General features: G+C 41.0%; 24 protein-coding genes and 3 pseudogenes. 3 read left to right on the top strand and 24 right to left on the bottom strand.

Going from position 1 to position 22,657, the window contains the following annotated elements; all coding sequences use genetic code 11:
* Window positions 1-2: 2 nt before the first annotated feature.
* The 8 genes and pseudogenes from FTT84_RS10220 to mazG form a co-directional block, all read right to left on the bottom strand.
* Window positions 3-272 (bottom strand): HPr family phosphocarrier protein, encoded by a 270-nt coding sequence (locus FTT84_RS10220; protein ID WP_067763492.1) that lies wholly within the window; start codon window positions 270-272, stop codon window positions 3-5.
* Entirely contained in the window at window positions 269-1,120 is an 852-nt protein-coding gene (rapZ, locus tag FTT84_RS10215) for an RNase adapter RapZ (protein WP_067763494.1), read from the bottom strand. Before rapZ ends, FTT84_RS10220 begins: the two co-directional genes overlap by 4 nt.
* 23 nt (window positions 1,121-1,143) lie before the next feature.
* Window positions 1,144-1,992: a pantoate--beta-alanine ligase gene (panC, locus tag FTT84_RS10210; protein ID WP_067763496.1), complete on the bottom strand. Its 849-nt coding sequence runs from the start codon at window positions 1,990-1,992 to the stop codon at window positions 1,144-1,146.
* 3 nt (window positions 1,993-1,995) lie between these two features.
* A complete protein-coding gene (gene panB, locus FTT84_RS10205) occupies window positions 1,996-2,805 on the bottom strand; it encodes a 3-methyl-2-oxobutanoate hydroxymethyltransferase (RefSeq protein WP_180081125.1) in 810 nt (269 codons plus the stop codon).
* A 45-nt stretch (window positions 2,806-2,850) separates the two neighbouring features.
* Complete coding sequence (folK, locus tag FTT84_RS10200) at window positions 2,851-3,336, bottom strand: 2-amino-4-hydroxy-6-hydroxymethyldihydropteridine diphosphokinase (protein WP_067763499.1); 486 nt, start codon at window positions 3,334-3,336, stop codon at window positions 2,851-2,853.
* Window positions 3,333-4,796 (bottom strand): polynucleotide adenylyltransferase PcnB, encoded by a 1,464-nt coding sequence (gene pcnB, locus FTT84_RS10195; protein ID WP_180081124.1) that lies wholly within the window; start codon window positions 4,794-4,796, stop codon window positions 3,333-3,335. The genes folK and pcnB overlap by 4 nt, the downstream gene beginning before the upstream one ends.
* Before the next feature lie 135 nt (window positions 4,797-4,931).
* Window positions 4,932-5,332 (bottom strand): annotated as a pseudogene (locus FTT84_RS10190) (ComEA family DNA-binding protein).
* 13 nt (window positions 5,333-5,345) lie between these two features.
* Window positions 5,346-6,140, bottom strand: a complete 795-nt coding sequence (mazG, locus tag FTT84_RS10185; RefSeq protein ID WP_180081123.1) for a nucleoside triphosphate pyrophosphohydrolase — start codon at window positions 6,138-6,140, stop codon at window positions 5,346-5,348.
* Window positions 6,141-6,246: 106 nt separating this feature from the next.
* Between mazG and FTT84_RS10180 the strand changes: the two genes are divergently transcribed.
* Together FTT84_RS10180 and FTT84_RS10175 are read left to right on the top strand one after the other, a co-directional pair.
* Window positions 6,247-7,014 carry an SDR family oxidoreductase gene (locus tag FTT84_RS10180; RefSeq protein ID WP_180081121.1) on the top strand — a complete coding sequence of 256 codons (768 nt, stop codon included), beginning with the start codon at window positions 6,247-6,249 and terminating at the stop codon, window positions 7,012-7,014.
* A gap of 163 nt (window positions 7,015-7,177) precedes the next feature.
* On the top strand, window positions 7,178-7,597 hold the full coding sequence (locus FTT84_RS10175) for a hypothetical protein (protein ID WP_180081119.1): 420 nt from the start codon (window positions 7,178-7,180) through the stop codon (window positions 7,595-7,597).
* A gap of 58 nt (window positions 7,598-7,655) precedes the next feature.
* Here FTT84_RS10175 and FTT84_RS10170 read toward each other — a convergent pair whose 3' ends face one another.
* The gene (locus FTT84_RS10170; RefSeq protein WP_180081117.1) at window positions 7,656-8,300 is read right to left on the bottom strand and encodes a 4'-phosphopantetheinyl transferase superfamily protein; all 645 of its coding nucleotides are present in this window, start codon (window positions 8,298-8,300) and stop codon (window positions 7,656-7,658) included.
* A 245-nt stretch (window positions 8,301-8,545) separates the two neighbouring features.
* Between FTT84_RS10170 and FTT84_RS10165 the strand changes: the two genes are divergently transcribed.
* Entirely contained in the window at window positions 8,546-9,115 is a 570-nt protein-coding gene (locus FTT84_RS10165; protein ID WP_180057493.1) for a hypothetical protein, read from the top strand.
* Window positions 9,116-9,182: 67 nt separating this feature from the next.
* Here FTT84_RS10165 and der read toward each other — a convergent pair whose 3' ends face one another.
* The 15 genes and pseudogenes from der to FTT84_RS10090 all read right to left on the bottom strand — a co-directional run.
* Window positions 9,183-10,592, bottom strand: coding sequence for a ribosome biogenesis GTPase Der (der, locus tag FTT84_RS10160; RefSeq protein WP_067763513.1), 1,410 nt, complete (start codon window positions 10,590-10,592; stop codon window positions 9,183-9,185).
* A 175-nt stretch (window positions 10,593-10,767) separates the two neighbouring features.
* The gene (gene bamB, locus FTT84_RS10155) at window positions 10,768-11,913 is read right to left on the bottom strand and encodes an outer membrane protein assembly factor BamB (protein WP_180057490.1); all 1,146 of its coding nucleotides are present in this window, start codon (window positions 11,911-11,913) and stop codon (window positions 10,768-10,770) included.
* The gene (locus tag FTT84_RS10150) at window positions 11,910-12,608 is read right to left on the bottom strand and encodes a tetratricopeptide repeat protein (RefSeq protein WP_067763517.1); all 699 of its coding nucleotides are present in this window, start codon (window positions 12,606-12,608) and stop codon (window positions 11,910-11,912) included. The genes bamB and FTT84_RS10150 overlap by 4 nt, the downstream gene beginning before the upstream one ends.
* Before the next feature lie 30 nt (window positions 12,609-12,638).
* Entirely contained in the window at window positions 12,639-13,934 is a 1,296-nt protein-coding gene (gene hisS, locus FTT84_RS10145; protein WP_180057487.1) for a histidine--tRNA ligase, read from the bottom strand.
* A gap of 3 nt (window positions 13,935-13,937) precedes the next feature.
* Window positions 13,938-15,059, bottom strand: a complete 1,122-nt coding sequence (gene ispG, locus FTT84_RS10140) for a flavodoxin-dependent (E)-4-hydroxy-3-methylbut-2-enyl-diphosphate synthase (RefSeq protein ID WP_067763521.1) — start codon at window positions 15,057-15,059, stop codon at window positions 13,938-13,940.
* Between the two features lie 23 nt (window positions 15,060-15,082).
* A complete protein-coding gene (locus tag FTT84_RS10135; protein ID WP_180057484.1) occupies window positions 15,083-15,874 on the bottom strand; it encodes a helix-turn-helix domain-containing protein in 792 nt (263 codons plus the stop codon).
* Window positions 15,865-16,668, bottom strand: a complete 804-nt coding sequence (pilW, locus tag FTT84_RS10130; protein ID WP_180081114.1) for a type IV pilus biogenesis/stability protein PilW — start codon at window positions 16,666-16,668, stop codon at window positions 15,865-15,867. Before pilW ends, FTT84_RS10135 begins: the two co-directional genes overlap by 10 nt.
* 15 nt (window positions 16,669-16,683) lie before the next feature.
* Window positions 16,684-17,919, bottom strand: a complete 1,236-nt coding sequence (gene rlmN / locus FTT84_RS10125; RefSeq protein WP_180057478.1) for a 23S rRNA (adenine(2503)-C(2))-methyltransferase RlmN — start codon at window positions 17,917-17,919, stop codon at window positions 16,684-16,686.
* Between the two features lie 124 nt (window positions 17,920-18,043).
* Window positions 18,044-18,475, bottom strand: coding sequence for a nucleoside-diphosphate kinase (gene ndk / locus FTT84_RS10120; RefSeq protein ID WP_067763529.1), 432 nt, complete (start codon window positions 18,473-18,475; stop codon window positions 18,044-18,046).
* 109 nt (window positions 18,476-18,584) lie between these two features.
* Window positions 18,585-18,785: a Fe-S cluster assembly protein IscX gene (iscX, locus tag FTT84_RS10115; protein WP_067763531.1), complete on the bottom strand. Its 201-nt coding sequence runs from the start codon at window positions 18,783-18,785 to the stop codon at window positions 18,585-18,587.
* A gap of 117 nt (window positions 18,786-18,902) precedes the next feature.
* Window positions 18,903-19,454 (bottom strand): phosphatase PAP2 family protein, encoded by a 552-nt coding sequence (locus FTT84_RS10110; RefSeq protein WP_180057475.1) that lies wholly within the window; start codon window positions 19,452-19,454, stop codon window positions 18,903-18,905.
* A gap of 184 nt (window positions 19,455-19,638) precedes the next feature.
* The gene (locus FTT84_RS10105; protein ID WP_180081113.1) at window positions 19,639-20,916 is read right to left on the bottom strand and encodes a glycosyltransferase family 1 protein; all 1,278 of its coding nucleotides are present in this window, start codon (window positions 20,914-20,916) and stop codon (window positions 19,639-19,641) included.
* 99 nt (window positions 20,917-21,015) lie between these two features.
* Complete coding sequence (locus FTT84_RS10100) at window positions 21,016-21,426, bottom strand: hypothetical protein (RefSeq protein ID WP_067763537.1); 411 nt, start codon at window positions 21,424-21,426, stop codon at window positions 21,016-21,018.
* A gap of 12 nt (window positions 21,427-21,438) precedes the next feature.
* A pseudogene (locus FTT84_RS10095) lies at window positions 21,439-22,248 on the bottom strand (fimbria/pilus outer membrane usher protein); the annotation flags it as partial.
* Window positions 22,249-22,307: 59 nt separating this feature from the next.
* Window positions 22,308-22,535 (bottom strand): annotated as a pseudogene (locus FTT84_RS10090) (transposase domain-containing protein); the annotation flags it as partial.
* Window positions 22,536-22,657 lie beyond the last annotated feature (122 nt).

Here is a 22,657-nt window from a genome sequence, read left to right as displayed (position 1 = left end):
GGTTAATCTGCCTCGTAAAATTTTGCTGCAAATAGTGCTTGAATTTCAGATAAAGCTTTTTCTTCATCTGCACCTTCAATCACTAAGCGTAAAGTTGTGCCCTTGCCCGCACCTAGCATGAGCAAAGACATAATATTTTTGGCATCAACTAATTTTCCGCCTTTACCAATTTGAATCGACGAGCGAAATTTGGTTGTCACTTCGATTAGCTTGCCAGATGCACGCGCATGTAAACCCAGTTTATTAATTACGTCAACGGTTGTGTCGATCATGACCAGTGCTTCATTTCTCTATGTAGAACCTGAATAGACCATTTTGCCTCAAGAGCTTTTTTTAGTCTATCTACAATATATACCGAGCGGTGTTGTCCACCTGTACAACCGATGGATACCGTCATGTAGTGACGATGCCCTTCAGCAAATGCCGGCAACCATTTATCCAAGAAATTATAAATATCTTGAAACATTTCATTGGTTTGCTCACTCTGCTGTAAAAACTGACGAACCGGCTCATCCAATCCTGAAAATTTACGCAGCTCCATATCCCAATGCGGGTTAGGCAGATGGCGCACATCAAACACATAATCTGCGTCGAGCGGAATACCATGCTTATAGCCAAAGGACTGTAAAATCAGAATTAAATTATCTGCTTGCCCAAGTTTCGACAGTAAAGTGTGCTTTAAATCATGTACGCTCTTATCCGTAGTATCAATATGCACGGTAGAACGTAACTGAATTGGAATCAGAAGATTTTTCTCTTCTTGAATACATTCATTTAAACTTTTGAAACGGTTTGCCAGCGGATGTGGTCGTCGAGATGAACTGAAACGCGCAATCAATTCCTGATCACGTGTGGTCAAGTAAATAATATCAACTGAGCCATGTCGCTGTAATTGTTGAAAAACCTGATCGAACTCTTGAAGATCAGCGCGGGTGCTTCGAACATCGACACCCAACGCTAACTGTTCTAGATTGTTTTCAGCATTAAGTTTTTCAACAATTTCGGGGAGTAACGCCAAGGGCAAATTATCAATACAGTAATAGCCAAGATCTTCAAGTACCTGCAATGCAGAAGACTTACCTGAACCGGACTGACCTGTAACAATTAATATGCGCTTCATCGCGGAGTTACCCCATTCCCGTTTTAAGCTGCAGGGTATTTAACCTGCAAATTATCAATTAGACGTGTTGCACCCAATTTAGCTGCAACAAATAACACCACATCTTGATCAAACTGCTCAATTTTTTGCAATTCTGGTGTTCGTGCTTCTATATAGTCCACAACAAAGCCAGCTGCTGTCAATGTGGTATTCATATTCGCTAACACTTCAGCCAGTGCTGTACCAGCAAGCAATTCAGCTTCTGCTGTTTGCAAAGTCTTATAAATCGTTGGAGCAATCGCACGATTTTCAGCACTTAAATAGCCATTACGTGAACTAAGCGCCAAGCCGTCTTCAGCGCGAGTAATTGGCACACCAATCACTTCAAGCGGAATATTTAAGTCACGAACAAATTGACGAATCACTGCCAACTGCTGGAAATCTTTTTGACCAAAGAAAGCAAAATTCGGTTGAACAATATTAAATAATTTAGTGACAACCACAGCAACACCGTCAAAATGGCCTGGGCGCTGTAAACCACATAGGTCATTGGTGATATCACTCACTGCAATATTGGTCAGGCGTGGCTTATTACCATACATTTGCTCTACGGTCGGTGCAAACACGATATCGCAGCCCACTTCAGCAAGTAAATGCTGATCTTGTTCTAAAGTACGTGGGTAGCTATCGAAGTCCTCATTTGGGCCAAACTGAATAGGGTTAACAAAAATACTGACCACGACCACATCGCAAAGTTTACGAGCTTCACGTACCAAGTTCAGATGACCTTCGTGCAAGTTCCCCATTGTTGGAACAAAGCCAATAATTTTGCGTGCAGCGCGCGCTGGATTAAGTGAAGCGCTTAAACCCTGGATCGTAGTTTCAGTTTTCATGTATTACAACTCAATCTGGAATGTATGTTCTGGTGCTGGGAATGTGCCATCGAGCACAGCTGCGTGATACGCTTTAAACGCATCCACAATTGCAGTTTCACCTGCTTGTTCTTTCATAAAATTACGGACAAATTTAGCGACATGGCTAAATGTGAGCCCTAACATATCTTGTTGAACCAATACTTGTGCATCAGTTTCTGCGCCTGCACCAATCCCAATTACTGGCGTATTCGGGAACAATGCACTGATTTCTTTGCCGACTTGTGCTGGAACACATTCAAGCAGCAACATCGCTGCACCTGCATCAACCACCGCCTGACAATCTGCAATGAGTTTGTCCGCAGTTTCACGTGTACGCGCTTGAACTTTATAGCCACCAAAAACGTGTACAGACTGAGGAGTTAAACCTAGATGTACACAGACTGGAATACCGTTACGAGTTAGAATTTCCACTGTTTCTGCCAACCAAGCACCGCCCTCTAATTTGACCATTTGTGCGCCAGCTTGCATGACGGTTTTTGAGTTCTGTAACGCATCATTTAAAGTGGCATAAGTCATAAATGGTAAATCAGCCAAAATAAACGCATGTTTATTGCCACGACGTACCGCTGCAGTGTGATATGCCATATCTTCAACCGTAACAGGTAAAGTTGAATCACATCCTTGAATGGTCATTCCTAATGAATCGCCAATTAAAATACTATCAACTTCAGCAACTTCCATTGCTTTCGCCATGCTTGCATCGTAACAAGTCAGGCAGGAGAATTTGCGCCCTTCGGCTTTACGTTTTTTTAAGTCACTTAGACTAATCATTTCAATATTCCTCGGATGACGACTTTCACAAGTGGTCTTTCAATACTAAATATTCGCCCAATTCCCAGCATCCAAAACTGTTAAGTTTGGATTATCCAAGATGGCTAAACTTTTTAATAATTGTCCTTTAATCACTAGATTTGGATCGATATCAAGCAATGGTCGCAATACAAAATCACGCTCTAACACACCCACATGTGGAACCGTTAGACGTTCATTTTGAATCTGCTCATCACCATAAATTAACAAATCTAAATCTAATGTCCGTTCGCCCCAATGACGTAGACGAACACGACCCGACTCTTGTTCAAAGCGCTGTAATTCATCCAATAAGGCCAATGGCGCTAAATCAGTCTGAAGTTGTACAGCAGCATTTAAATAATTTGGTTGATCTTGCGGTCCCATCGGTGGACTTTGGTACAACTGGGACACTTGAAGCGGCCCCAGAGTTGCAAGTTTATGTACTGCTTCAGTCAAAATCTGAAGCGAGTCACCTAAATTACTCCCCAATCCAATATACGTCTTAATCATTGAGTTGGCCCAAAAATCACTTGGCTCAAATCCCTTTTCACACGACGACGCTTCATAATTGGATGATCTGCCCCAATTTCACCACTCGCAGAAGCAGCAACAACAGAAACAGTACGCTCATGCGCACTCACTTTCGGCTTACGTTGACGACGATTACGTGGCTCAGGCTCATTTACCAAAGGTTCAATTTCAGTTTGCTGTTGAGCATTTTTTGGCTCAACCTCATCTTGACTCGCTTTGCGTCGATTTTTCGCACGTTGGCGGTTATATTGGCTAATGGCACGTTCTTTCTCATCCGTACTCATTTGCTGATATTCATCCCACCACAAGCCCATACCTTGTGTGCTGTCATCACCTGATTTTTCGCGCAACAACAAGAAGTCAAAACCTGCACGGAAACGCGCATGGCCAGAAAGTGCTTCAATTTGTTGTGGTTTTGGATTTAACAAACGAGTTTGCATTTCCCAAACTTCACGAATAAATGTTTCAGCAAAACGTGGGATAATGGTACGTGTTGCTTGACGTTTTAACACGTCTAGACCAGCTTGCGCACGGGCTTCAGCAGGTACCATGCCTTTATTTAAATAAAATTGGCAACGCTCTTGGAAAGGAATCCATAACAACACTGCATAGAAAAATGCAGGGTTAATGGTCTTCCCTATCGAGATTCGTTGATCGGTATTTTTTGCTGCCAATTCAATAAATGCATTCACATCTGGTTTGATATCTGCAAATAATTGATGCCAAATACCAAAATCAATCAGCATCGGAAGTACACGCTTCAAATGCCCCATCGTGAATAATTTTTGCGATTCATCATATAGACGATGTGGAGAGACATCACGCAGTAATTGAGTTAATTCAGGTGTAAATACATCCAAAATTTTCTCATCAATACTAAAATTCAGTTTTGCCGCAAAACGTAGAGTTCGAAGCATCCGAACCGGATCTTCTTCAAATCGTAATTGCGGATCGCCCAATAAACGTAATGTCTTATGTTTGATATCATCAACTGCATTACAAAAATCAAGCACAATGCCTTTGCGTGGTTGGTAATACATGGCATTGATAGAAAAATCACGGCGGGCAAAGTCTTGTTCAATCGTGCCCCAATTATTGTCGCGTAAAATCATCCCAGCTGCTGAGGTAACAGCCTTTTTCGGTGGCGCACGGAAAGTTGCAACTTCAATTAGTTCACGGCCTGAGTAGACATGAGCAAGCTCAAAACGACGGCCAATAATTCGGCAACGTCGTCCAAAGACTTCTTTCACTTGGGCTGGAGTCGCATTGGTAACAGCATCAAAATCTTTAGGTGCATGACCAAGCATGAGGTCACGGACACCGCCCCCAACGATATAAGCTTCATAGCCTGCCTTATTTAAGGCATCAATCACATCTAAAATGGAAGAAGGTAATTGTGCGGTTGATAAACCACATTTTGACGCGCGCAAAGTTTGCAAAAGACGCTGTCTCCTACGTCTGAACGTAAAATTCTTAAGATGTTGCTAATGATATCTCTAACACAATCAAAGGGCAATTTGATTCTCCCTCTGTTGGATTCAAAGCTTAATAGATTTACAAAGTTTTCAGTTGGCTTAGAGTGCCATTCTAGCTTTATTTTTGGCAAATAAAGCTGGCCCAATCCCCTTCACCAACTGAATATCTTCAATGGTTTTAAATTTTCCATTTTTAGTGCGGTATTCCACAATGGCTTCAGCTTTTTTTGACCGATACCGTTCAATGATTGCAACTCTGCTACTGAGGCCGTATTAATACGGATTTGATTGGCTTGAGAACTCGCTGATAATGCAGGCCGTGCTAAATAATGATTGGCTGACTGTGTCGCTGATTGCTTTTGAGTTGAATGTTGCTGATGCTTTATAACACCCGCTTTTTTGAGTTGCTGATCTTGTGATTGCTGCAAGGCTTTCCACTCGGCATAACCCGAATTACTTTCGGCATAACCAAATGGTGAAAACAAGACAGCAATACACATCAAATAAAATACTTCAATCTTGAGTTTTTTTCTCATAATTAGCCTGTTGTTTTAAGTATAATTTCGCTTGCTCCCAAAGCTGATCCATTTCAGCCAAAGACAAGTCTTCTATATTTTTTTGTTGTAATTCGGCTTGTTGCTCAATATAAGCAAATCGACTTCTAAACTTGTGAATCGTACTCAGTAGTGCCATTTCACTCGAAACGCCTATCTTACGGCCAACATTGACCAGTGAAAATAAGCAATCTCCAAATTCATCGAATATTTCGTCGGAATTTTGCAATTTTAAAGCATCTTTCAACTCTCCCAGTTCTTCTTCAAGCTTGCCATAAGCACCATCAATATCTGCAAAATCAAAACCAATTTTTGCTACATTTTTTTGAATTGCATCTGCTTGTGACAACGCGGGTGCATGTTTTATTTCACTTAATCTAGATTGAGGTTTGCCTTTCTTTTCTTGTAACTTTATTTGCTGCCAAAGTGTTGCAACATCTTCGGCACTTAACGCTGAAAATTGTTCTGCTTGAAAAACATGTGGATGGCGACGAATTAATTTATCCGTAATGGCTTGTACGACATCATGAAAATCAAAAGCCCCTTGTTCACTGTACATCTGTGACTGGAAAACCACTTGTAGTAATAAATCCCCAAGTTCATCTTTTACATCATTGACCTGCCCAGAACGTACAGCAGCTTCGACCTCATAAGCTTCTTCTATTGCATAGCGTGTCAAGCTTTCTGGCGTTTGTTGCTGATCCCATGGACATTGTTCACGAAGTTGTTTCATTACCGCCAATAACTGTTCCATGTGGACACTCACTTTTTTACTCACCAGTACATGTATTCATTCAGTTTTGTTTGCTATGCTCAAAAATCACTCAAGGATTTAGCAAAATAACTAGGAGCAGAATAACATGCAAAGTATTTTTATTAGTGGTGCTGCACAAGGAATTGGCGCAGCAATTGCTCGCTTATTTCATCAGCAAGGTTATAAAGTTGGGATATACGATATTAATGGCAGCCAAGCCCAACAAGTTGCAAATGAGTTAGGAAAAAATACCAAAGCTGGTCAGTTAGATGTAACTAATCCTGAGCAATGGCTGACCGCTCTCAAAGAATTTGAAATATGGGCCGGCAGTATTAACATCTTAGTGAATAATGCTGGGGTTTTATATTCAGGTGCTTTTGAACACACAGATTTAGCAGACCACCACAAAACCATTGATATCAATATTAAAGGGGTGATCAATGGTTGTTATACCGCTCTTCCCTTTTTAAAACGTGCTGGATTTGCCCGAGTTATTAACTTGTCGTCTGCGTCCGCAATTTATGGACAAGCAGACCTTGCAAGCTACTCAACTTCTAAATTTGCAGTTAGAGGCTTCACCGAAAGCTTAGATATAGAATGGCAAAAGCATGGGATTCGTGTATTAGATGTTATGCCGCTATTTGTCCAAACAGCCATGGTCAAAGATATGGATGCACAAAGTATCAAGAAAATGGGGGTGAATTTAAGTGCTCAAGATGTGGCTGCACAAATTTATACTTTAGCCAATCTCAAAGAAAATGCCTTTACACCAACACACACGCCAGTAGGTGCTAAAGCCAAATTTTTATTCCATTTATCTCGCTTCAGTCCGCAGTTTGTAAACCGTTTGAGCAACCTATTTATTGCCAAATAGAATCGAAAAAATTGATGATTTTCAAGAAACATGAAGAATACGCCAATTACATAACTTTACATTTTTGTCACATTTAAACAGGAAAAAGTAACTTTTTTTGCCTAATATTCGACCGTCCTTTACATAGGACTTTTATTTTCTAACAAAAAAAGTGAAATTATTCATGAAAAAATTACTTGTACTTGCAACTGCAACAACTATTTCTATTTCTGCTTTTGCAACTACGCAATTCGCATCTTCAGAATTAAAAGCGATGGACTGCGCTACACTTGCAGTTGAAAAAGCAAATTCAAAACGCGCAATCGAAGCTGCTGACAAAAACATTGCAAACATCCAAGCATCTGCTCAAGCACCTGGCAAATCTTTAAGTAAATTTGCTGGTTTAGCTGGTGGCGCATTGGCAGCATTTGGTGGTAACTCTGAAAAAGCAGCGCGTGCGGGTAACATTGCAAACAGCTTGGCTGGTGAGCAAGATACTTCTGAAGCAGCTAACCTTGATATTCAACAAGCCAATAAATCTGCTGCTCAAGCAAACTTAGACAACATTGGTATCTACCAAGGTTCTAAAAAATGCAAAATCTAATCTAAACAGGATTTAGATTAGATTTGAAAAAACCTTGTTCAGCCAGAGCAAGGTTTTTTTATGGCGAAAATTTCAATTCAATTTTTGGAAAATTGAAACCTTTGCAATTCAGTGAGCTTGACCAAGCAACAGTCAGCATTACCTGTGCTAACTGAATATTTTGATAAGCAAATACACCCAATTGAGGATGATGACAAATACCGCCATTTTGTGTCGCATGACACTGTGTATTCAGCTCGGTCAAATTCAATCGAATGCCTAAACCAGATGCTTTAAGCACAGCCTCTTTGGTTGTCCATACTTTAAACCAATAGTGTGGATCAAAATCGATACTTTCCCATTGTTTCATTTCCTCAGGGTGAAAGATGTGCTGCGCCATTTGTTCAAAGCGTACTTTTCGATTTAAGTCCTCTATATCGACACCCAAATTTGCCATTTTTTGGCTACTGGCCAAAACATAATGCTGCTGACTATGGCTATGGTTGAAATGAAAATTAGGGAAATGACTAAGATAAGGCTTACCAAATTCAGTTTTGGCAAAATCTGAGCTTTTAATTTCACTATGCAGCTTTAGGGTGAGTAATTGATTTCGATATTGATAGATCGCTTGTTTACGATGCTCAATCAGTTCTTTTCGTGTTAAACCATGAGTCAGAGGAACAATATCGTTCAGCGAACTAAAATCCAAAACTATATTCGCCATGACACTCTTGCCCCTTCTGATTATGACTTGCCTTATTTACGGTCTAGTTTACTACATCAAAATATTCAGATTAAAATGAAGCATGACTTAAATATTAAAAACAGCTAAATAGCAAACCAAAATTCTTTATAAAAAATTAAATATAATGTTTATTTTCAAATATTTATTTTAAATATAATTTTATTTAGATACAATACTCTAGTTTTTTTAAATACGATTTATTTAAATATATAGGGGTTTATAAAATGCTAAGAAAATTATTATTCGTATGTACGGTGAGTGCTTTAACGTTCAATGCACACGCAGGCCTATTAGATGCTGCAGTTGCGGTGATGGGTGCACAAAATGGCGCAATTATGGACCAAGCTGAAGCGCGTATGAATCAAAGCCGTGCTCAAGCAGCAAGTGCCGTAGCACAAGCCGATCGTGGATATGCATCCAATTTTAATCAAGCGAGCAATAGCAACAACAGTGTATATAGCACGAGCTACTTAAAAACTTTAGATTGCACCGACCTTGCTGTAGAAAAGAAAACATTTGAACGCACCGTAGAAGCATCTGAATTAGCTGCGAGCCAAGCTACTGCTCAGCAAAATAATAAAATTTCAAAATGGGCTGGACTGGCTGGAAATACCTTGTCTGCTTTTGCAGGTCAATCTGAAACTGCGGGACGTATGGGACAATTGGCAACCGCATTTTCTGGCAACAAAAATGTTCAAACAGATGCTGCAACAGCACAGCAAACCTTAGAAGTCGCGCGTGCGAATTTAGACAATATTGAAATCTATCGCCAAGCCAAAAAATGTAAAATCTAAAAAAATTAAATATTAAACATAAAAAAGCCCATCCTGTGATGGGCTTTTTTTAGAAATTTAGCAGTAATTAACGTTTAAATTTCTTCTCAGCTTTCTTAAACTTCTGAACATAGCGACGTTTACGCGCTGCCGTACGTTCATCCATTTGAGACTTACGACCTTCAAATGGGTTATCTGAAGTTTTAAATTCGATGCGTACTGGAGTCCCTTCAAGTTTATACACTTTACGGAATACGTTTTCTAAATAACGACGATAATCCGCAGGCGTTTTATCAACCTTGTTACCGTGTACAACAATCGTTGGCGGGTTTTGTCCACCCATATGAGCATAACGCATTTTAATACGACGACCACCCACCATTGGTGGTTGATGCGCTTCAGTTGCATCATTCAAAATTTGCGTAATCTTCGCAGGCGACACTTTCAAGTGCGAAGAATCATAAGCACGGTGAATTGATGGGTAAAGATCACCTACACCTGTACCATGCAATGCAGAAATTAAGTGAATTTTTGCCCAAGGAATAAAGTCAAAACGACGATCAACATCCAACTTACATTGTTTACGATCATATTCAGACATGTTGTCCCATTTGTTGATCGCAATTACCATGGCACGCCCTGCTTCCAGTGCATAACCAATCAAATGTAAATCTTGCTCAACAATACCGTCACGCGCATCCACTACAATCACAACAACATGGGCATCTTTCATCGCTTGTAAAGTTTTCACAATTGAGAACTTCTCAATCATTTCATCAACTTTACCCTTACGACGCACACCTGCTGTGTCAATTAAAGTGTACTTACGACCGTCACGTTCAAACGGAATATAAATCGAGTCACGTGTTGTACCCGGTTGGTCAAATGCGACCACACGGTCTTCGCCCAGCAAGCGGTTTACGAGTGTCGATTTACCCACGTTTGGACGACCAATGACCGCTAAACGTAAGCCTGTATCTTGGTCATGTAAATCTGGATTTTCATCTTCAGGGACATCAGCCAATACTTCTTCAAGCATTTGCTGTACACCACGACCATGACTCGCTGCAACTTGTAAAGGCTCGCCCATACCAAGTTTAAAGAATTCAACCAAAGCAGCTTCAGCGTGTACGCCATCTACTTTGTTGGCAACCAAAAATACTTTTTTACCTAAAGTACGTAAGTCACGCGCAATTTGTTCATCAGATGCCAAAAGACCAGCACGTGCATCGACAACAAAAACAATGATGTCTGCTTCATGGATCGCAGTTTTTGACTGTTCTGCCATGTATGAATCGATACCACCTTCAGCTTCACCAATACCACCAGTATCGACAACAATGAAGGATTTATTTTGATAGGTCGCATCACCATATTTACGGTCACGAGTCAGACCGGCAAAATCAGCAACGAGAGCATCACGGCTCTTGGTAATCTGGTTAAATAACGTTGATTTTCCGACGTTCGGACGACCAATGAGCGCAATTACGGGTTTCATAGATTAACCTTTATTCCAGATCAGCCAGTTAGGTCTGGTCTGAACATCAGAAAGCTTAGGAAGAATGGAATTAGGATAAATGCCTAAAATAAATAAAAAACACGGGGCATTGACTGTTCAATCCCCCGCGTTCAAAAATACGGTTTGGCTTATTTTAACATAAGCCGCAGAAAAATTAACGATTCTGCCAAATGCTTAATGCACCCTTACGTGTAGAGACATAAAGTTGATTGTCAATCACACGTAATGTACGAACTTCACCACTGGTTTTAGAGCGTCCAACCAACTCACCTGTCGCAGGATTTAATAAGTGCAAGACACCATCTAAATCGCCAACCACTAGGTCTTGACCAAGCATCACGGGGTTACTCAAATTACGATTAAGTAATTGGTCATTTTCCCACAATTTTTGACCCGATGTAATTTCGTAGGCCACAATTTTACCATCAGTCTGAGCAACGAACACGCCATTACCAACAACTTCTGGGCGTTGAATACTGCTTGCGTCATTACTCCAAATGACTTGCTGGGTTGCCAAGTCTAATGCAGTCACTTGACCTTGATAGCTTGTAGTAATTAAGAATTGACCAGCAACAGTCGGTTCACCATCAATATCAATTAGACGTTGAATATCAGAACGACCATCGGACACTGCAACACGACGTTGTAATTTTGGCACACCGCTAATTGCATCAATCACATAGATATACGCATTTGATGAAGCAATTAAAATATTACGTGCATCAAGTGCAACTGGTGCCGCCATGCCACGTAAGCTAAATTGCACGTTTGGCAAACTGTAAGTCCAAGTTTGGTGACCTGTCGCAACTTCATTCGCATAAACAGTACCATCATTGGTCACAGAGATAACACGACCCGCTTGAATAAGTGATGGTGAAAGTAGTGCACCTGTTAATTGTACAACCCACTTTTGCTCACCTGTTGCTTGATCCAAAGCGAACAGTTGACCTTTGGCATTACCCACAACAACAATACCATCAGCTGCCTCTACACCAGCAGTTAAGCCAGATTTAGAAACTTTTTTCTGCCACAGACGCTGTTTGCCATTAAATGCTTCAACTTCACCGTTTGGATTTACGGTAAAAACGACACCTTGATCAACATCCATACGTAAACGCAGTGGATCTGCTTCATCAGTCGACGCAACACTGTTAGAAAATACAGGGACTAAAGTTTTTGCCTGCACTAATTTCGGTAGCGGATTTGGTTTTACTTTTTCTACTTTTCCTTTGCTGGCACAACCAGTCAAAGCAAGTGTTAAAACTGTCAGCGCACAGGTAATTTTGTATTTTCTATTCATTCAGTTGCTTCCACTTGTGTATCTATAATTGGACGTTCAATTTCAGGATCATCAACTAAAACGCCTACACTTTCGAGTTTAATTTGTAAAATTTGACGTTCTTCTTGACGTTCAACCAAAGCATCCCATGCACTTTGGTAAACTTTTTTTGCATTTTCGATATCATTTTTTGCAACATAAATGTCGCCGCGAGCTTCATCAGCTGTCGCTGTAAATGCAGGTTCTTTTACAGCCTCTAATGTTTTTAAAGCTTCATCATATTTCTTTTGAGCCAATTGCGCATAAGCTAAACGCAATTTAACCAATTGAATTAAGCCTGCATCATCAACTTTAGAGTTTTCAACTTTCTTCAAAGCTTTTTCAGCATTTGCATAATCAGCTTTATCATAAGCTAATTTCGCCATAAGCAATTGAGTTTGAATGGCTTGTGGCGAGTCAGGTGCTTCTTTCACAATTTTGTCTGCAGTAGCAGAGAGTTGTGTGAACGCATCACCTGTCGCCGTTTGCGCATCATCCATCAATTGTTGCACTTTGGCTGTTTGCATTTGCGATTCAGCCAAAGTTTTCTTCTGCCAGTATTCCCATCCGAAAAAGGCAATTAACGCAATTAAAATGCCGCTAACAATGGCAGAGCCATATTTTTTAGCAAACGATTTTAAACTATCAAGTTGTGCTTCATCACTCAATGCGCTCATGAAATTACCCTTTTCCTTATGTTATATGGCTTATTTTGAAGAAATTTTTTCGATGATGAATGTAACAAATTCTGCCACATTTACTTCATGCTGTTCAGCAATAGCAAGCTCTTTCACCAAAACTTGACTCGCTGCTTGTTCACGTTCACCAAAGATCACCGCAAATAAAGCACCGGCTTGGTCTGCTTTTTTCATTTGTGATTTCATTGAACCTTGCGAACCAACTTTGAGGCGAATATTACTACCAGCTGCTTCAAGCTGGTCACGGATCTGTTCTGCAAGCACTAAGGCTTTGCCTTGCGTTACAGGATCAGATACCAAGAACAATTCACAGTCACGTACTGGCGTGTTGTCTTCAACTTGCTCTAGAAGTAGAAGTAAGCGCTCCATACCCATCGCAAAGCCAACCGCAGGTACAGATTGATCTGCTTTACCTTTTAATTGCCCCACTAAACCGTCATAACGACCACCCGCACAGACTGTCCCTTGAGAACCTAAGTGTGTTGTCGTCCATTCAAAAACGGTTTTGTTGTAGTAATCGAGACCACGAACCAATTTTTGATTAATGACAAAACTTACACCCGCCTCAGTGAGGTACTGTTGCAATTGCGCAAAATGCGCCAACGTTTCTTCACCCATGAAGTCGTGAAGTTTTGGTGCATTTTCTAGAATGCTCTGAGTTTTAGTATCTTTCGAATCCAAAATACGCAGCGGATTTGTAGTCAAACGGCGCTGAGAATCTTCATCTAAATCTGCTTTATGAGATTCTAAGAATTCAACCAATGCAGCACGGTAGTTAGCACGTTCTTCAGACTCACCCAAGGTATTGAGTTCAAGCTGAACTTTATCTGCCACACCCATGCGTTTCCACAAACGTGCTGTCATCAAAATCAATTCAGCATCTTGATCTGGAGTTGCCACACCAAAGGTTTCTACACCAAACTGATGGAACTGACGGTAACGGCCTTTTTGTGGTTTTTCATAACGGAACATTGGGCCAACATACCACACGCGCGGTGTCGCGCCACGAAGCAGGTTATGCTCAAGCATTGCACGTACACAACCTGCAGTCCCTTCTGGACGCAGCGTTAACGATTCTGGAGGATTACCCTTATCCAAGAAGGTGTACATTTCTTTTTCAACGATGTCTGTTGCATCACCAATTGAACGTTTGAACAGATTTGTTTGCTCAACAATCGGCAAACGAATTTGTTGATAACCATAAGCATCCATTAAAGATGCTAAATGTTGTTCAAGACGTCTCCACGCAGGCGTTTGCGTCGGGAGAATATCGTTAAAACCTTTAATTGCGACAATTGAACTCATGATCTACTCAGAAAAACTTGTGCGAATAATCTCTTTTGCTTTAGCGTCTTCAATATCGCTAACACGTTGACGAACCATCGCTTCGATTTCGTCAACCAACTGATTTGTGTCAATTAAATGGCTCTTTTCACCATTACGATACACCAGTGAACGTGGACTTGCACCTACTACACCGATATCCGCTTCTTTGGCTTCACCTGGACCATTCACTTTACAGCCAATCACAGATACATCCATCGGAACACGAACATCTTCAAGACGCTCTTCCAATGTTTGCATCACTTTAATCACGTTAAATTCTTGACGTGAACAGCTCGGGCAAGCAATAAAATTGATGCCGTTTGAGCGTAGCCCCAATGATTTTAGAATATCAAAACCAATTTTAATTTCTTCTTCAGGCTCTGCTGCTAATGAAATACGCATGGTGTCACCAATGCCTTCCATCAACAAACCACCTAAAGCGATCGCAGACTTGACTGAACCTGTACGGTAAACACCCGCTTCTGTCACACCCAAATGTAATGGATTATCAATTTGTGCAGACAATAAACGATAGGCATCCATAGTTAAAAACACATTTGATGCTTTTACAGATACTTTAAATTCATGGAAATTTAAGCGATCTAAAATATCAATATGGCGCATTGCAGATTCAAGTAGCGCTTGACCTGTCGGCTCACCATATTTCTTTTGAATGTCTTTTTCTAAAGAACCGGCATTTACACCAATACGCATCGAAATGTCATTGTGTTTTGCAGCGGCAACCACTTCACGAATTTTTGCTTCAGAACCAATATTGCCAGGGTTGATGCGTAAACAATCTGCACCCAAATCTGCAACACGCAGTGCAATTTTATAATCAAAATGAATGTCCGCAACGAGTGGTACTTGCACACGCTTACGAATTTCACCAAATGCTTCAGCAGCTTCCATACTTGGCACTGAAACACGCATGATGTCTGCGCCAACGTCAACACAACGCTGAATCTGAGCAACAGTCGCATCTACATCACAGGTTTCTGTGTTGGTCATACTTTGAATGCTGATCGGCGCATCACCACCGACATAGACCGAGCCAACTTTTATTTTACGTGTTGGGCGGCGTTTAATTGGATTTTCAATCATGATTCAGTCTGCTCTGCTGTCCCTTAACGTGATAAACGGAATTCTGCTTTGCCGTTTACAGTGTATGGTGACAATGAAATACTTTCATTATTTAAACTTAATGACACCGCTGTAGCGTCATCCAAACGGATTTGGAATGGTGTTTCTCCATTTAAATTTAAAGTCGAAGCCTGACGACCTGTCGCAAGTACTTTACCTGTCGAATCTACAATATGAACCGAGGTAGGACGATTAAAAGTTAAAGTTAACTGATCGCCTGACACTGCAGAACCACCATCCATATTTAAGACTTGAACTTCTGAGCTTGCATCTTGCGCTACAGCATCTTCATTACTGCTATCCGATGACATCCCTTGCACAGCAGCCACAATTAATCCAATCACGACTAGCACTGCCAATGCAATTAAGCCGCGCTTTAACCATTTGCGGTTGCGGTCACGATTAGAACCCGGCAATTTACCCATAATTTTAATCGGTGAATTGTTGAGTGCATGGTTTGGCAATAAACCCGTATCGTTGGCATAAATATCATCAAAACGCTGAATGATATTGGTCGCATCTACTTTCAAATATTTTGCATAGGTACGGTAGTAACCTTTGATAAAGGTTGCTTCTGGCAAAGACTTATAGTCGTCCTGCTCAAGTGCGGTCAACGTTTTAATTGGAATATTGAGTTCTGACGAAACAGCGTCAAGTTCCAGCTTTTGTGTAATACGTACTTGACGTAAATACTCACCCGGGCGCTGTACATTTCCTAATGCATTTGGAGCGACGCTCGAACCATTCGATTGCGGTGAATTAGGATTTACTTCCATACGGCCTCAGTACTGTACTGTAATTGCAAATAGCGTTGGTATTCAGGACTTTCTGGGAACAAAGCACGCATCTGGTTCACCAGTACCTGCATACCCAAATTGTCGCCATTGGCACGAGCTGTGCGAATGCCAATCCAAAGTGCGCGAGCACCTTGGTTTTTCTGACCCACTGCACGAACAAATTGTTCATACATTTGTGTTGCAGCAGGGAATTGCTGATTCAAATAAAAAATTTCAGACAACTCTAACATTGAAACATAAGAATCACGATTAGCCTGTAAAGCTTGTTTGAATGATTTTTCAGCATTCGCTACATCGCCCACTTTCAGGTAAATACGACCTAAATTTTCCAATGCTTTGAAACGTTGCTCATAGCCAAGTGTAGACCCAGCAATCGACAACTGTTCAATCGCGTCATTATAGCGCTCAACTTGATATAAGTACGTACCGTAGTTGTTACGTGCTTGCGAATTTTTTGAGTCAGCTGAGATCGCCCGCTTAAAATAACTGTCTGCTTTTTCTAGATTCTCTTTACTGCCTTCTTGTTGCAGCAAGACACCCATCATCATATTGGCCTGTGAATCACGTGAATTCACTTCTAATGCTTGGTCTAGGGCACGCTTTGCAGCATCCAAGTCACCAGATTTTAGATGTTCAACAGCCAATTGAGTTCGAATCTTTACAGCTTTTTCCGGGTCTTTCTTACCCACATCAGGGGTTTGACACGCACTTAATGCTAAAACCGATGCACATAAAGATGAAACGAAAGCAAACTTATAGGTTAACTTCTTCAATTGGCTGCCTCTTTATTATCCTTGTGAGCGCAGAATCTCATTTTGCTGCGCAACTTTCTTTTTCCATTGCTCCGCACGACGTGTACGGTCAGCAACTTGCCCCACTAATTGTCCACACGCAGCATCAATATCATCACCACGTGTCTGACGAATCGTACACACAAAACCGGCATCAGACAAAGTTTTTTGGAAAGAAATAATACGGTTACGGCTTGAACGACCGTATGGTGCGTGCGGGAACGGGTTAAATGGAATTAAATTAATTTTGCTTGGTAAATTTTTCAACAGCTTTAACATTTGCTGAGCATGTTCAGGATGATCGTTCACACCATCCAACATAACATACTCAATGGTCACGTGTTTACGTGAACTTTCATTGCCGTCTTTGGCAATATAACGCTGACATGCCGCAATCAATTGTTCTAATGGATATTTCTTATTAATTGGAACAAGTTCGTTACGTAATTCGTCATTTGGTGCATGTAGGGAAATTGCCAAAGCCACATCAATATCTTGCGCCAATTGATCAATCTTAGGCACTACACCTGAAGTTGACAACGTTACACGACGTTTAGACATGCCGTATGCAAAATCATCCAACATGATGCGCATCGAGTTTAATACCGCATCATAGTTCAGTAATGGTTCACCCATGCCCATCATCACGACGTTGGTCACTGAACGTTCACGCTCAAGCACAGGCACCTCTTCCATGTAAGAATAGTTTGCCATCCACAACTGACCAATGATTTCAGCTTGGCTTAAATCTCGTTGGAAGCCTTGTTTACCTGTAGAACAGAATGAACAATCCAGTGCACAACCGACTTGTGAAGAAATACACAAAGTTTTACGTGCGCCAGTTTTATCTTCAGCAGGAATCAGTACGGTTTCAACCAATGAGCCCGCGCCATCACCCACGCGGAATACCCATTTACGGGTACCATCTTTAGAATAGTTTTTATGCACCACTTCAGGCGCTTTAATTTCACAAATTTTTTCCAGTTTTTCACGTAGTTTGCCTGAGATATTGGTCATCTCAGCAAAATCGGTCACGAAAAATTGGTGAATCCATTTCATCACCTGCCCTGCGCGGAACTTCTTCTCCCCCATTTCTTCGAAGAATTTTTCCATTTGCTGACGTGACATGCCCAGTAAATTCACTTTCTCTACAGTATTTTGCTGTGTCGGAGCGGATGGAGATTGTTGCTGTGCATCAGAAACAGCTGATGTAGCGACTACTTCAGTACTCATGTGTAATTACCTAAACCATGTCTAAAGATAAAAAGGAGATGCTCAGTATTTGAGCGAAGGATTATTCAGGGAATAAAAAAACCAGACAAGCAGTATACCACTTATCTGGTTTGAATACTTCGAATTAACGAGTACGTGGAGCGATCTCAGTTTGAGCGAAGAAGTAGTTAACTTCACGATCAGCAGATGCTACAGAGTCAGAACCGTGAGCAGCGTTTTCGTCGATGCTTACAGCGAAGTCTGCACGAATTGTACCAGGAGCAGCTTCTTTAGGGTTAGTTGCGCCAAGGATTTCACGGTGAGCAAGAACAGCGTTTTCGCCTTCAAGAACTGAAACAACAACTGGACCAGAAGTCATGAATGCAACTAGGTCACCAAAGAAACCACGTTCTTTGTGCTCAGCGTAGAAGCCTTCAGCTTCAGCTTGAGTCAAATGTTTCATTTTAGTTGCAACGATTTGAAGACCAGCTTTTTCAAAACGAGCGAAGATTTCACCGATGTTGTTTTTAGCAACTGCGTCTGGTTTTACGATAGATAAAGTACGTTCAATAGCCATGATTGGCTCCTTAAGTCAATTTGACGTGAAAATTTTGCCGCATTATACCGAATAATGCGCTATTTTCTGCTTTTGCGTTGCAAAAAAATTGCTTTTTTCGATATAGGGATTAACTTGCTTCGTCAATCCAGGCCATCTGAATTCCTTCTAGCAGTCCTTCAGTCGACTTTTCAGGGTCATCGCTAAAGTTAGGCAAGGCACAAACCCATGCATGTAGGTCTGTAAAACGAATCCATTGTGGATCAACATCAGGATGAGCTTCGTATAACTCAATTGCGATATCAATAGTATCTGTCCAGCGTAAACCCATGGGTCTTCCTAACATCGTATAAAGAATGATGCGACATTTTATCAAATTTCAGCAATCTGCCGTAAAAACAGTTTTTATTTTTTATTACCATATTTAACACAGGTGCTGAAATGCCTTTTACAACATTAAGCCAAACCATGGAGCACATACAATGATACTACTCCCCACGCTCGCTCCGATAATTGCCCCGACTGCGACATCACTCGGATAATGTAAGCCCAAAATCATACGAGAAAGTGCCACCAACAATGTAAATGGCAACATCAAGATTAATAAAAGCGGTTGGATATAACCCAATACCGTCGTTGCCATCACCGCATGTAATGTATGACCGGAAGGAAAACTGAAATGGTCAAGTGGACGCTCCCCTAGTCGAATCACTTGATGCACTTGATATGGACGTGGTCGTACCGTTTTCTTTTTTAATAACTTATATAATGTGGTACCAATCGAACCACCCAGCACCACATACAATATATGTAGGCTATAGGCAAAACCTTGTAGCAACCAAACAGCAAATAACATCACATACCAAAACAGACCATCGCCCAATCGGCTAATCATTTTAAAAAATTGTGCTACAGCTTGTTGGTGGGAGAAATGATTAAGATACAAACAACCTTTTAAGTCTAGGGACAGCATTCTTGTTTTTGCATTTTTTAAATTCATCGCTTTACTCCTATTTACAGTCTCATTCTCGACTGTGTTGAGGTCACGCTAGATGTCTCTTGTTATTTTCATCAGATTTTATTTAGCTTTGAATTTACTCTACTCATTTGACATATAAATGATGCTTTCATGACATTTTGATGAATGCTCTATAGTAGTGGCTTTTTTCACATGATCATCACCATTAAGCCACTAAAGTCTGTTCAACAACGTGATATAGCGCCTGTTCAAATTGTTGTACAGGATGCTGCCAACCCACTTTAGCAGCATCCTGTGCGGCACACATTCCCATTTGTTGTAAGGTTTTTCGACTAGGTAAGCCTTGTATATGCCGTATAAAATCATCTGTGCGTCCCAGTTCACTCAGCCAACCTGTATTTGAACGCACATGCACGCTTGCACAGGCAGCATTATAGGCAACGACTGGTAAACCACTCGCCATTGCCTCAAGCACCACATTTCCAAAAGTTTCCACTTGACTGGCAAACACAAATACATCAGCACTTGCGTAAGCTTCTGACAATGCTTGCCCGCTTAAACTCCCCATAAAAATGACATCTAATCCCATCGCTAACTGTTCCAACCGTTCACGATCAGGGCCATCCCCCACAATAACCAATTGGGTGAATTGATTACTTTTAACTTGCATGGAACGATATGCACTAATAAGCACATCCACTTCTTTTTCAGGTGACAAGCGACCCACATAAAGCATGACACGTGTATCTTCATCAACTTTCCATTGTTGCCTTAATGCTGTACTCAAATGTTGCGGAGAAAATCGCGTGTGATCCACCCCACGACCCACCACGACTAAGGGACAATCAAAACCGAGTGAGCGTAATGCTTTTGCCGTATCTTGACTCGGAACGCAGGTCAACTGGGTATTATTATGAAACCAACGTAAATAGTGCTGTACTGGCTTCATTAAAAAAGCCAAATCAAAGAATCGACTAAAATCATGAAACGCAGAATGAAAACCGCTAGAGACAGGTATTTTTTGCGCTTGCGCTACATATTGAGCCGTTAATCCAAGCGGCCCTTCTGTCACGATATGCACAATATCAGGCTGAAAAGAGGCTATCGCTTTTTGTATTTTTTTATATTGCGGCATACCAAACTGCATATCTGCATATTTTGGAATACTTTTTGCCCAAACCAAGCATTCTTGATTCGCTTTAAACTCATCAGATATATTTTTTTGCTCGGGACGTATCAACTGAATTTGATGACCTAATCCCTGCAAACCTTTACATAGCTGTAAAAGTGAATGGGCTACTCCATTAATTTCAGGCGCCCAAGTTTCAGTGACCAAGGTGATTTTTAATTTTGATCGGTAAGAACGTTCCAATACCGCGAGGTCATTTACTCGATCTTGTTTGGCCTTAGGTTTAAAGTAAAATTTAAAGGGTTCAGAAAAATTATCTGGTTTTAATAATCTGCTTTTTACTGAACTTACCATAACTCACCAAGCTTTTATTTTTTTCAAGCTTAGCTGAGGTTTTTGACAATTTAATGATAATGCTTAGTACAAATCCTTCATTCATAAAATCTTTGGACCTTAGAACACCATATTTACAAATACCGTATCTTTATACTTGCCTGCTGGCGTTGTCGATGTCACTCGCTCAACAAGGCGGACTGCAACCACATAATCATTGCGCCCAGCACCTTGTTCCGTCGGTACATTCCAAATATTTTCCATTGCACCTGAAACAGTCATACGTGTTTTGAGTTTCACCATACCGTTATTCACAAAACTATTGCCTGATGAATCTTGCAAGTTACGACTATTAAAACGTATACGGTATTTATTTGAGCAATTTACACTAAAGCTACTCGCTGCCTGACTATTATAATAGTTAGCCAAACGCATATGTGACTCACTTACACGACCTAATTCACAGTAACTTGGTGCAGCAAATGACATCGTACTGAGACATACAGTCGAAACAAATATTAAACTTTTCATCCTAAAATCTCCTTATTTACACAGTAATGTCTTGAGTTCAGGCGTTTGGTTTTCTACTTTTTTAGGAACAACAAGGGTGGTCTGACAAGAGCGACCACCACTGGTTCTAACAGTCAATTTGTAGGTTCCGTCAACCAAGCCATATAACATCACTGTGCCATCTGTACCAATTGGATAAATATCTGCTTCCGGCGTATCAATTGAGACCTCACTGCCGGCAATAAAGGTATTGCCCTGTTCATCCAATATTTTGACTAAAACTTGTTGCGTATCGAAAATTGGGAAATTAATGGTATAGCCACGCTGCCTTAGTGCGACTAACCGGTGTGCTGCATTTGGAACTTTGCTTTCAATGGGTAATTGATTTTCATCAAATGAAATATCGTAATTAATATAAGGAACAATATCGTGAACAAAGGCATAACCATTTTTGTTGGTTTTCGCAACTGGCGACATAGAACGCATGACATCAATATCCTCACGCTCACCAACTTTCACAAGTGCAAATGCATTATCTACAAAACTAGTAAATGCATACTGCCCGCCAAGCCACACCAATGCACCGCGATAACCAGTCTGGAATGAATAATCACTATCACTCTTGATATAACTCATCATGAGGTCACCGACATCAGTCGACAAACCACCGTAAGTATTGAATGCAACCTCATCATTTCGATAATCTGCACCAATAGAATAGTTTGCACCATACTCACCAAAGGAATTTTGAATGTAACGTATACCACCCGATTTATTGGTTCCAACATCCGCTTGTACACGTTTACCGCCACCAAAATTATAAGACACAGAAAGAAAGGCACCCGAATCTTTAGAATCACCAAACTCTTGGGTAAGCGTCCGCTGAACCCCATGCCTATTTTTTAATTCGGTTCAGGTTTCCAGCAGTGTGGCAGTAACTCTTCAATCTGGGTCACTTTATGTGTCGGCAGCCTTTTCAGCACATCACTTAAATAGGCATACGGATCCAGCCCATTCAGCTTTGCTGACTGGATTAAAGTCATGATGTTTGCCGCTCGCTGACCACTACGCAGCGAACCTGCAAATAACCAGTTCTTACGTCCCAACGCCCAAGGCCGCACCTGGTTGTCGGGTAGTCAGACGCAGTTACCTACGTCCAACCCCCTAAGAACCGTGCATGCGAGTTTCCCAGCACACGGCTCAAGCCTCTGCTAAGGCGCCATTCGGCACCCGGTTATACATCGTTGACATT

The sequence above is a fragment of the Acinetobacter sp. YH01019 genome, assembly GCF_013420285.1.
Classification (GTDB): Bacteria; Pseudomonadota; Gammaproteobacteria; order Pseudomonadales; family Moraxellaceae; genus Acinetobacter; species Acinetobacter gandensis.
The sequence above is the reverse complement of the archived record's forward strand: the minus strand, read 5'-3'. Positions and strand labels throughout refer to the sequence as shown.

Excerpts from the sequence above, each read along its gene's own strand:
- folK (WP_067763499.1), bottom strand. The coding sequence starts at position 3,336 with ATGATTAAGACGTATATTGGATTGGGGAGTAATTTAGGTGACTCGCTT.
- FTT84_RS10180 (WP_180081121.1), top strand. The coding sequence starts at position 6,247 with ATGCAAAGTATTTTTATTAGTGGTGCTGCACAAGGAATTGGCGCAGCA.
- ispG (WP_067763521.1), bottom strand. The coding sequence starts at position 15,059 with ATGATTGAAAATCCAATTAAACGCCGCCCAACACGTAAAATAAAAGTT.
- FTT84_RS10220 (WP_067763492.1), bottom strand. The coding sequence starts at position 272 with ATGATCGACACAACCGTTGACGTAATTAATAAACTGGGTTTACATGCG.
- FTT84_RS10165 (WP_180057493.1), top strand. The coding sequence starts at position 8,546 with ATGCTAAGAAAATTATTATTCGTATGTACGGTGAGTGCTTTAACGTTC.
- hisS (WP_180057487.1), bottom strand. The coding sequence starts at position 13,934 with ATGAGTTCAATTGTCGCAATTAAAGGTTTTAACGATATTCTCCCGACG.
- rapZ (WP_067763494.1), bottom strand. The coding sequence starts at position 1,120 with ATGAAGCGCATATTAATTGTTACAGGTCAGTCCGGTTCAGGTAAGTCT.
- panC (WP_067763496.1), bottom strand. The coding sequence starts at position 1,992 with ATGAAAACTGAAACTACGATCCAGGGTTTAAGCGCTTCACTTAATCCA.
- mazG (WP_180081123.1), bottom strand. The coding sequence starts at position 6,140 with ATGGAACAGTTATTGGCGGTAATGAAACAACTTCGTGAACAATGTCCA.
- bamB (WP_180057490.1), bottom strand. The coding sequence starts at position 11,913 with ATGAATAGAAAATACAAAATTACCTGTGCGCTGACAGTTTTAACACTT.
- FTT84_RS10105 (WP_180081113.1), bottom strand. The coding sequence starts at position 20,916 with ATGGTAAGTTCAGTAAAAAGCAGATTATTAAAACCAGATAATTTTTCT.
- iscX (WP_067763531.1), bottom strand. The coding sequence starts at position 18,785 with ATGGGTTTACGCTGGACAGATACTATTGATATCGCAATTGAGTTATAC.
- ndk (WP_067763529.1), bottom strand. The coding sequence starts at position 18,475 with ATGGCTATTGAACGTACTTTATCTATCGTAAAACCAGACGCAGTTGCT.
- FTT84_RS10110 (WP_180057475.1), bottom strand. The coding sequence starts at position 19,454 with ATGAATTTAAAAAATGCAAAAACAAGAATGCTGTCCCTAGACTTAAAA.
- der (WP_067763513.1), bottom strand. The coding sequence starts at position 10,592 with ATGAAACCCGTAATTGCGCTCATTGGTCGTCCGAACGTCGGAAAATCA.
- panB (WP_180081125.1), bottom strand. The coding sequence starts at position 2,805 with ATGATTAGTCTAAGTGACTTAAAAAAACGTAAAGCCGAAGGGCGCAAA.
- FTT84_RS10175 (WP_180081119.1), top strand. The coding sequence starts at position 7,178 with ATGAAAAAATTACTTGTACTTGCAACTGCAACAACTATTTCTATTTCT.
- FTT84_RS10170 (WP_180081117.1), bottom strand. The coding sequence starts at position 8,300 with ATGGCGAATATAGTTTTGGATTTTAGTTCGCTGAACGATATTGTTCCT.
- rlmN (WP_180057478.1), bottom strand. The coding sequence starts at position 17,919 with ATGAGTACTGAAGTAGTCGCTACATCAGCTGTTTCTGATGCACAGCAA.
- FTT84_RS10150 (WP_067763517.1), bottom strand. The coding sequence starts at position 12,608 with ATGAGCGCATTGAGTGATGAAGCACAACTTGATAGTTTAAAATCGTTT.
- FTT84_RS10135 (WP_180057484.1), bottom strand. The coding sequence starts at position 15,874 with ATGGAAGTAAATCCTAATTCACCGCAATCGAATGGTTCGAGCGTCGCT.
- FTT84_RS10100 (WP_067763537.1), bottom strand. The coding sequence starts at position 21,426 with ATGAAAAGTTTAATATTTGTTTCGACTGTATGTCTCAGTACGATGTCA.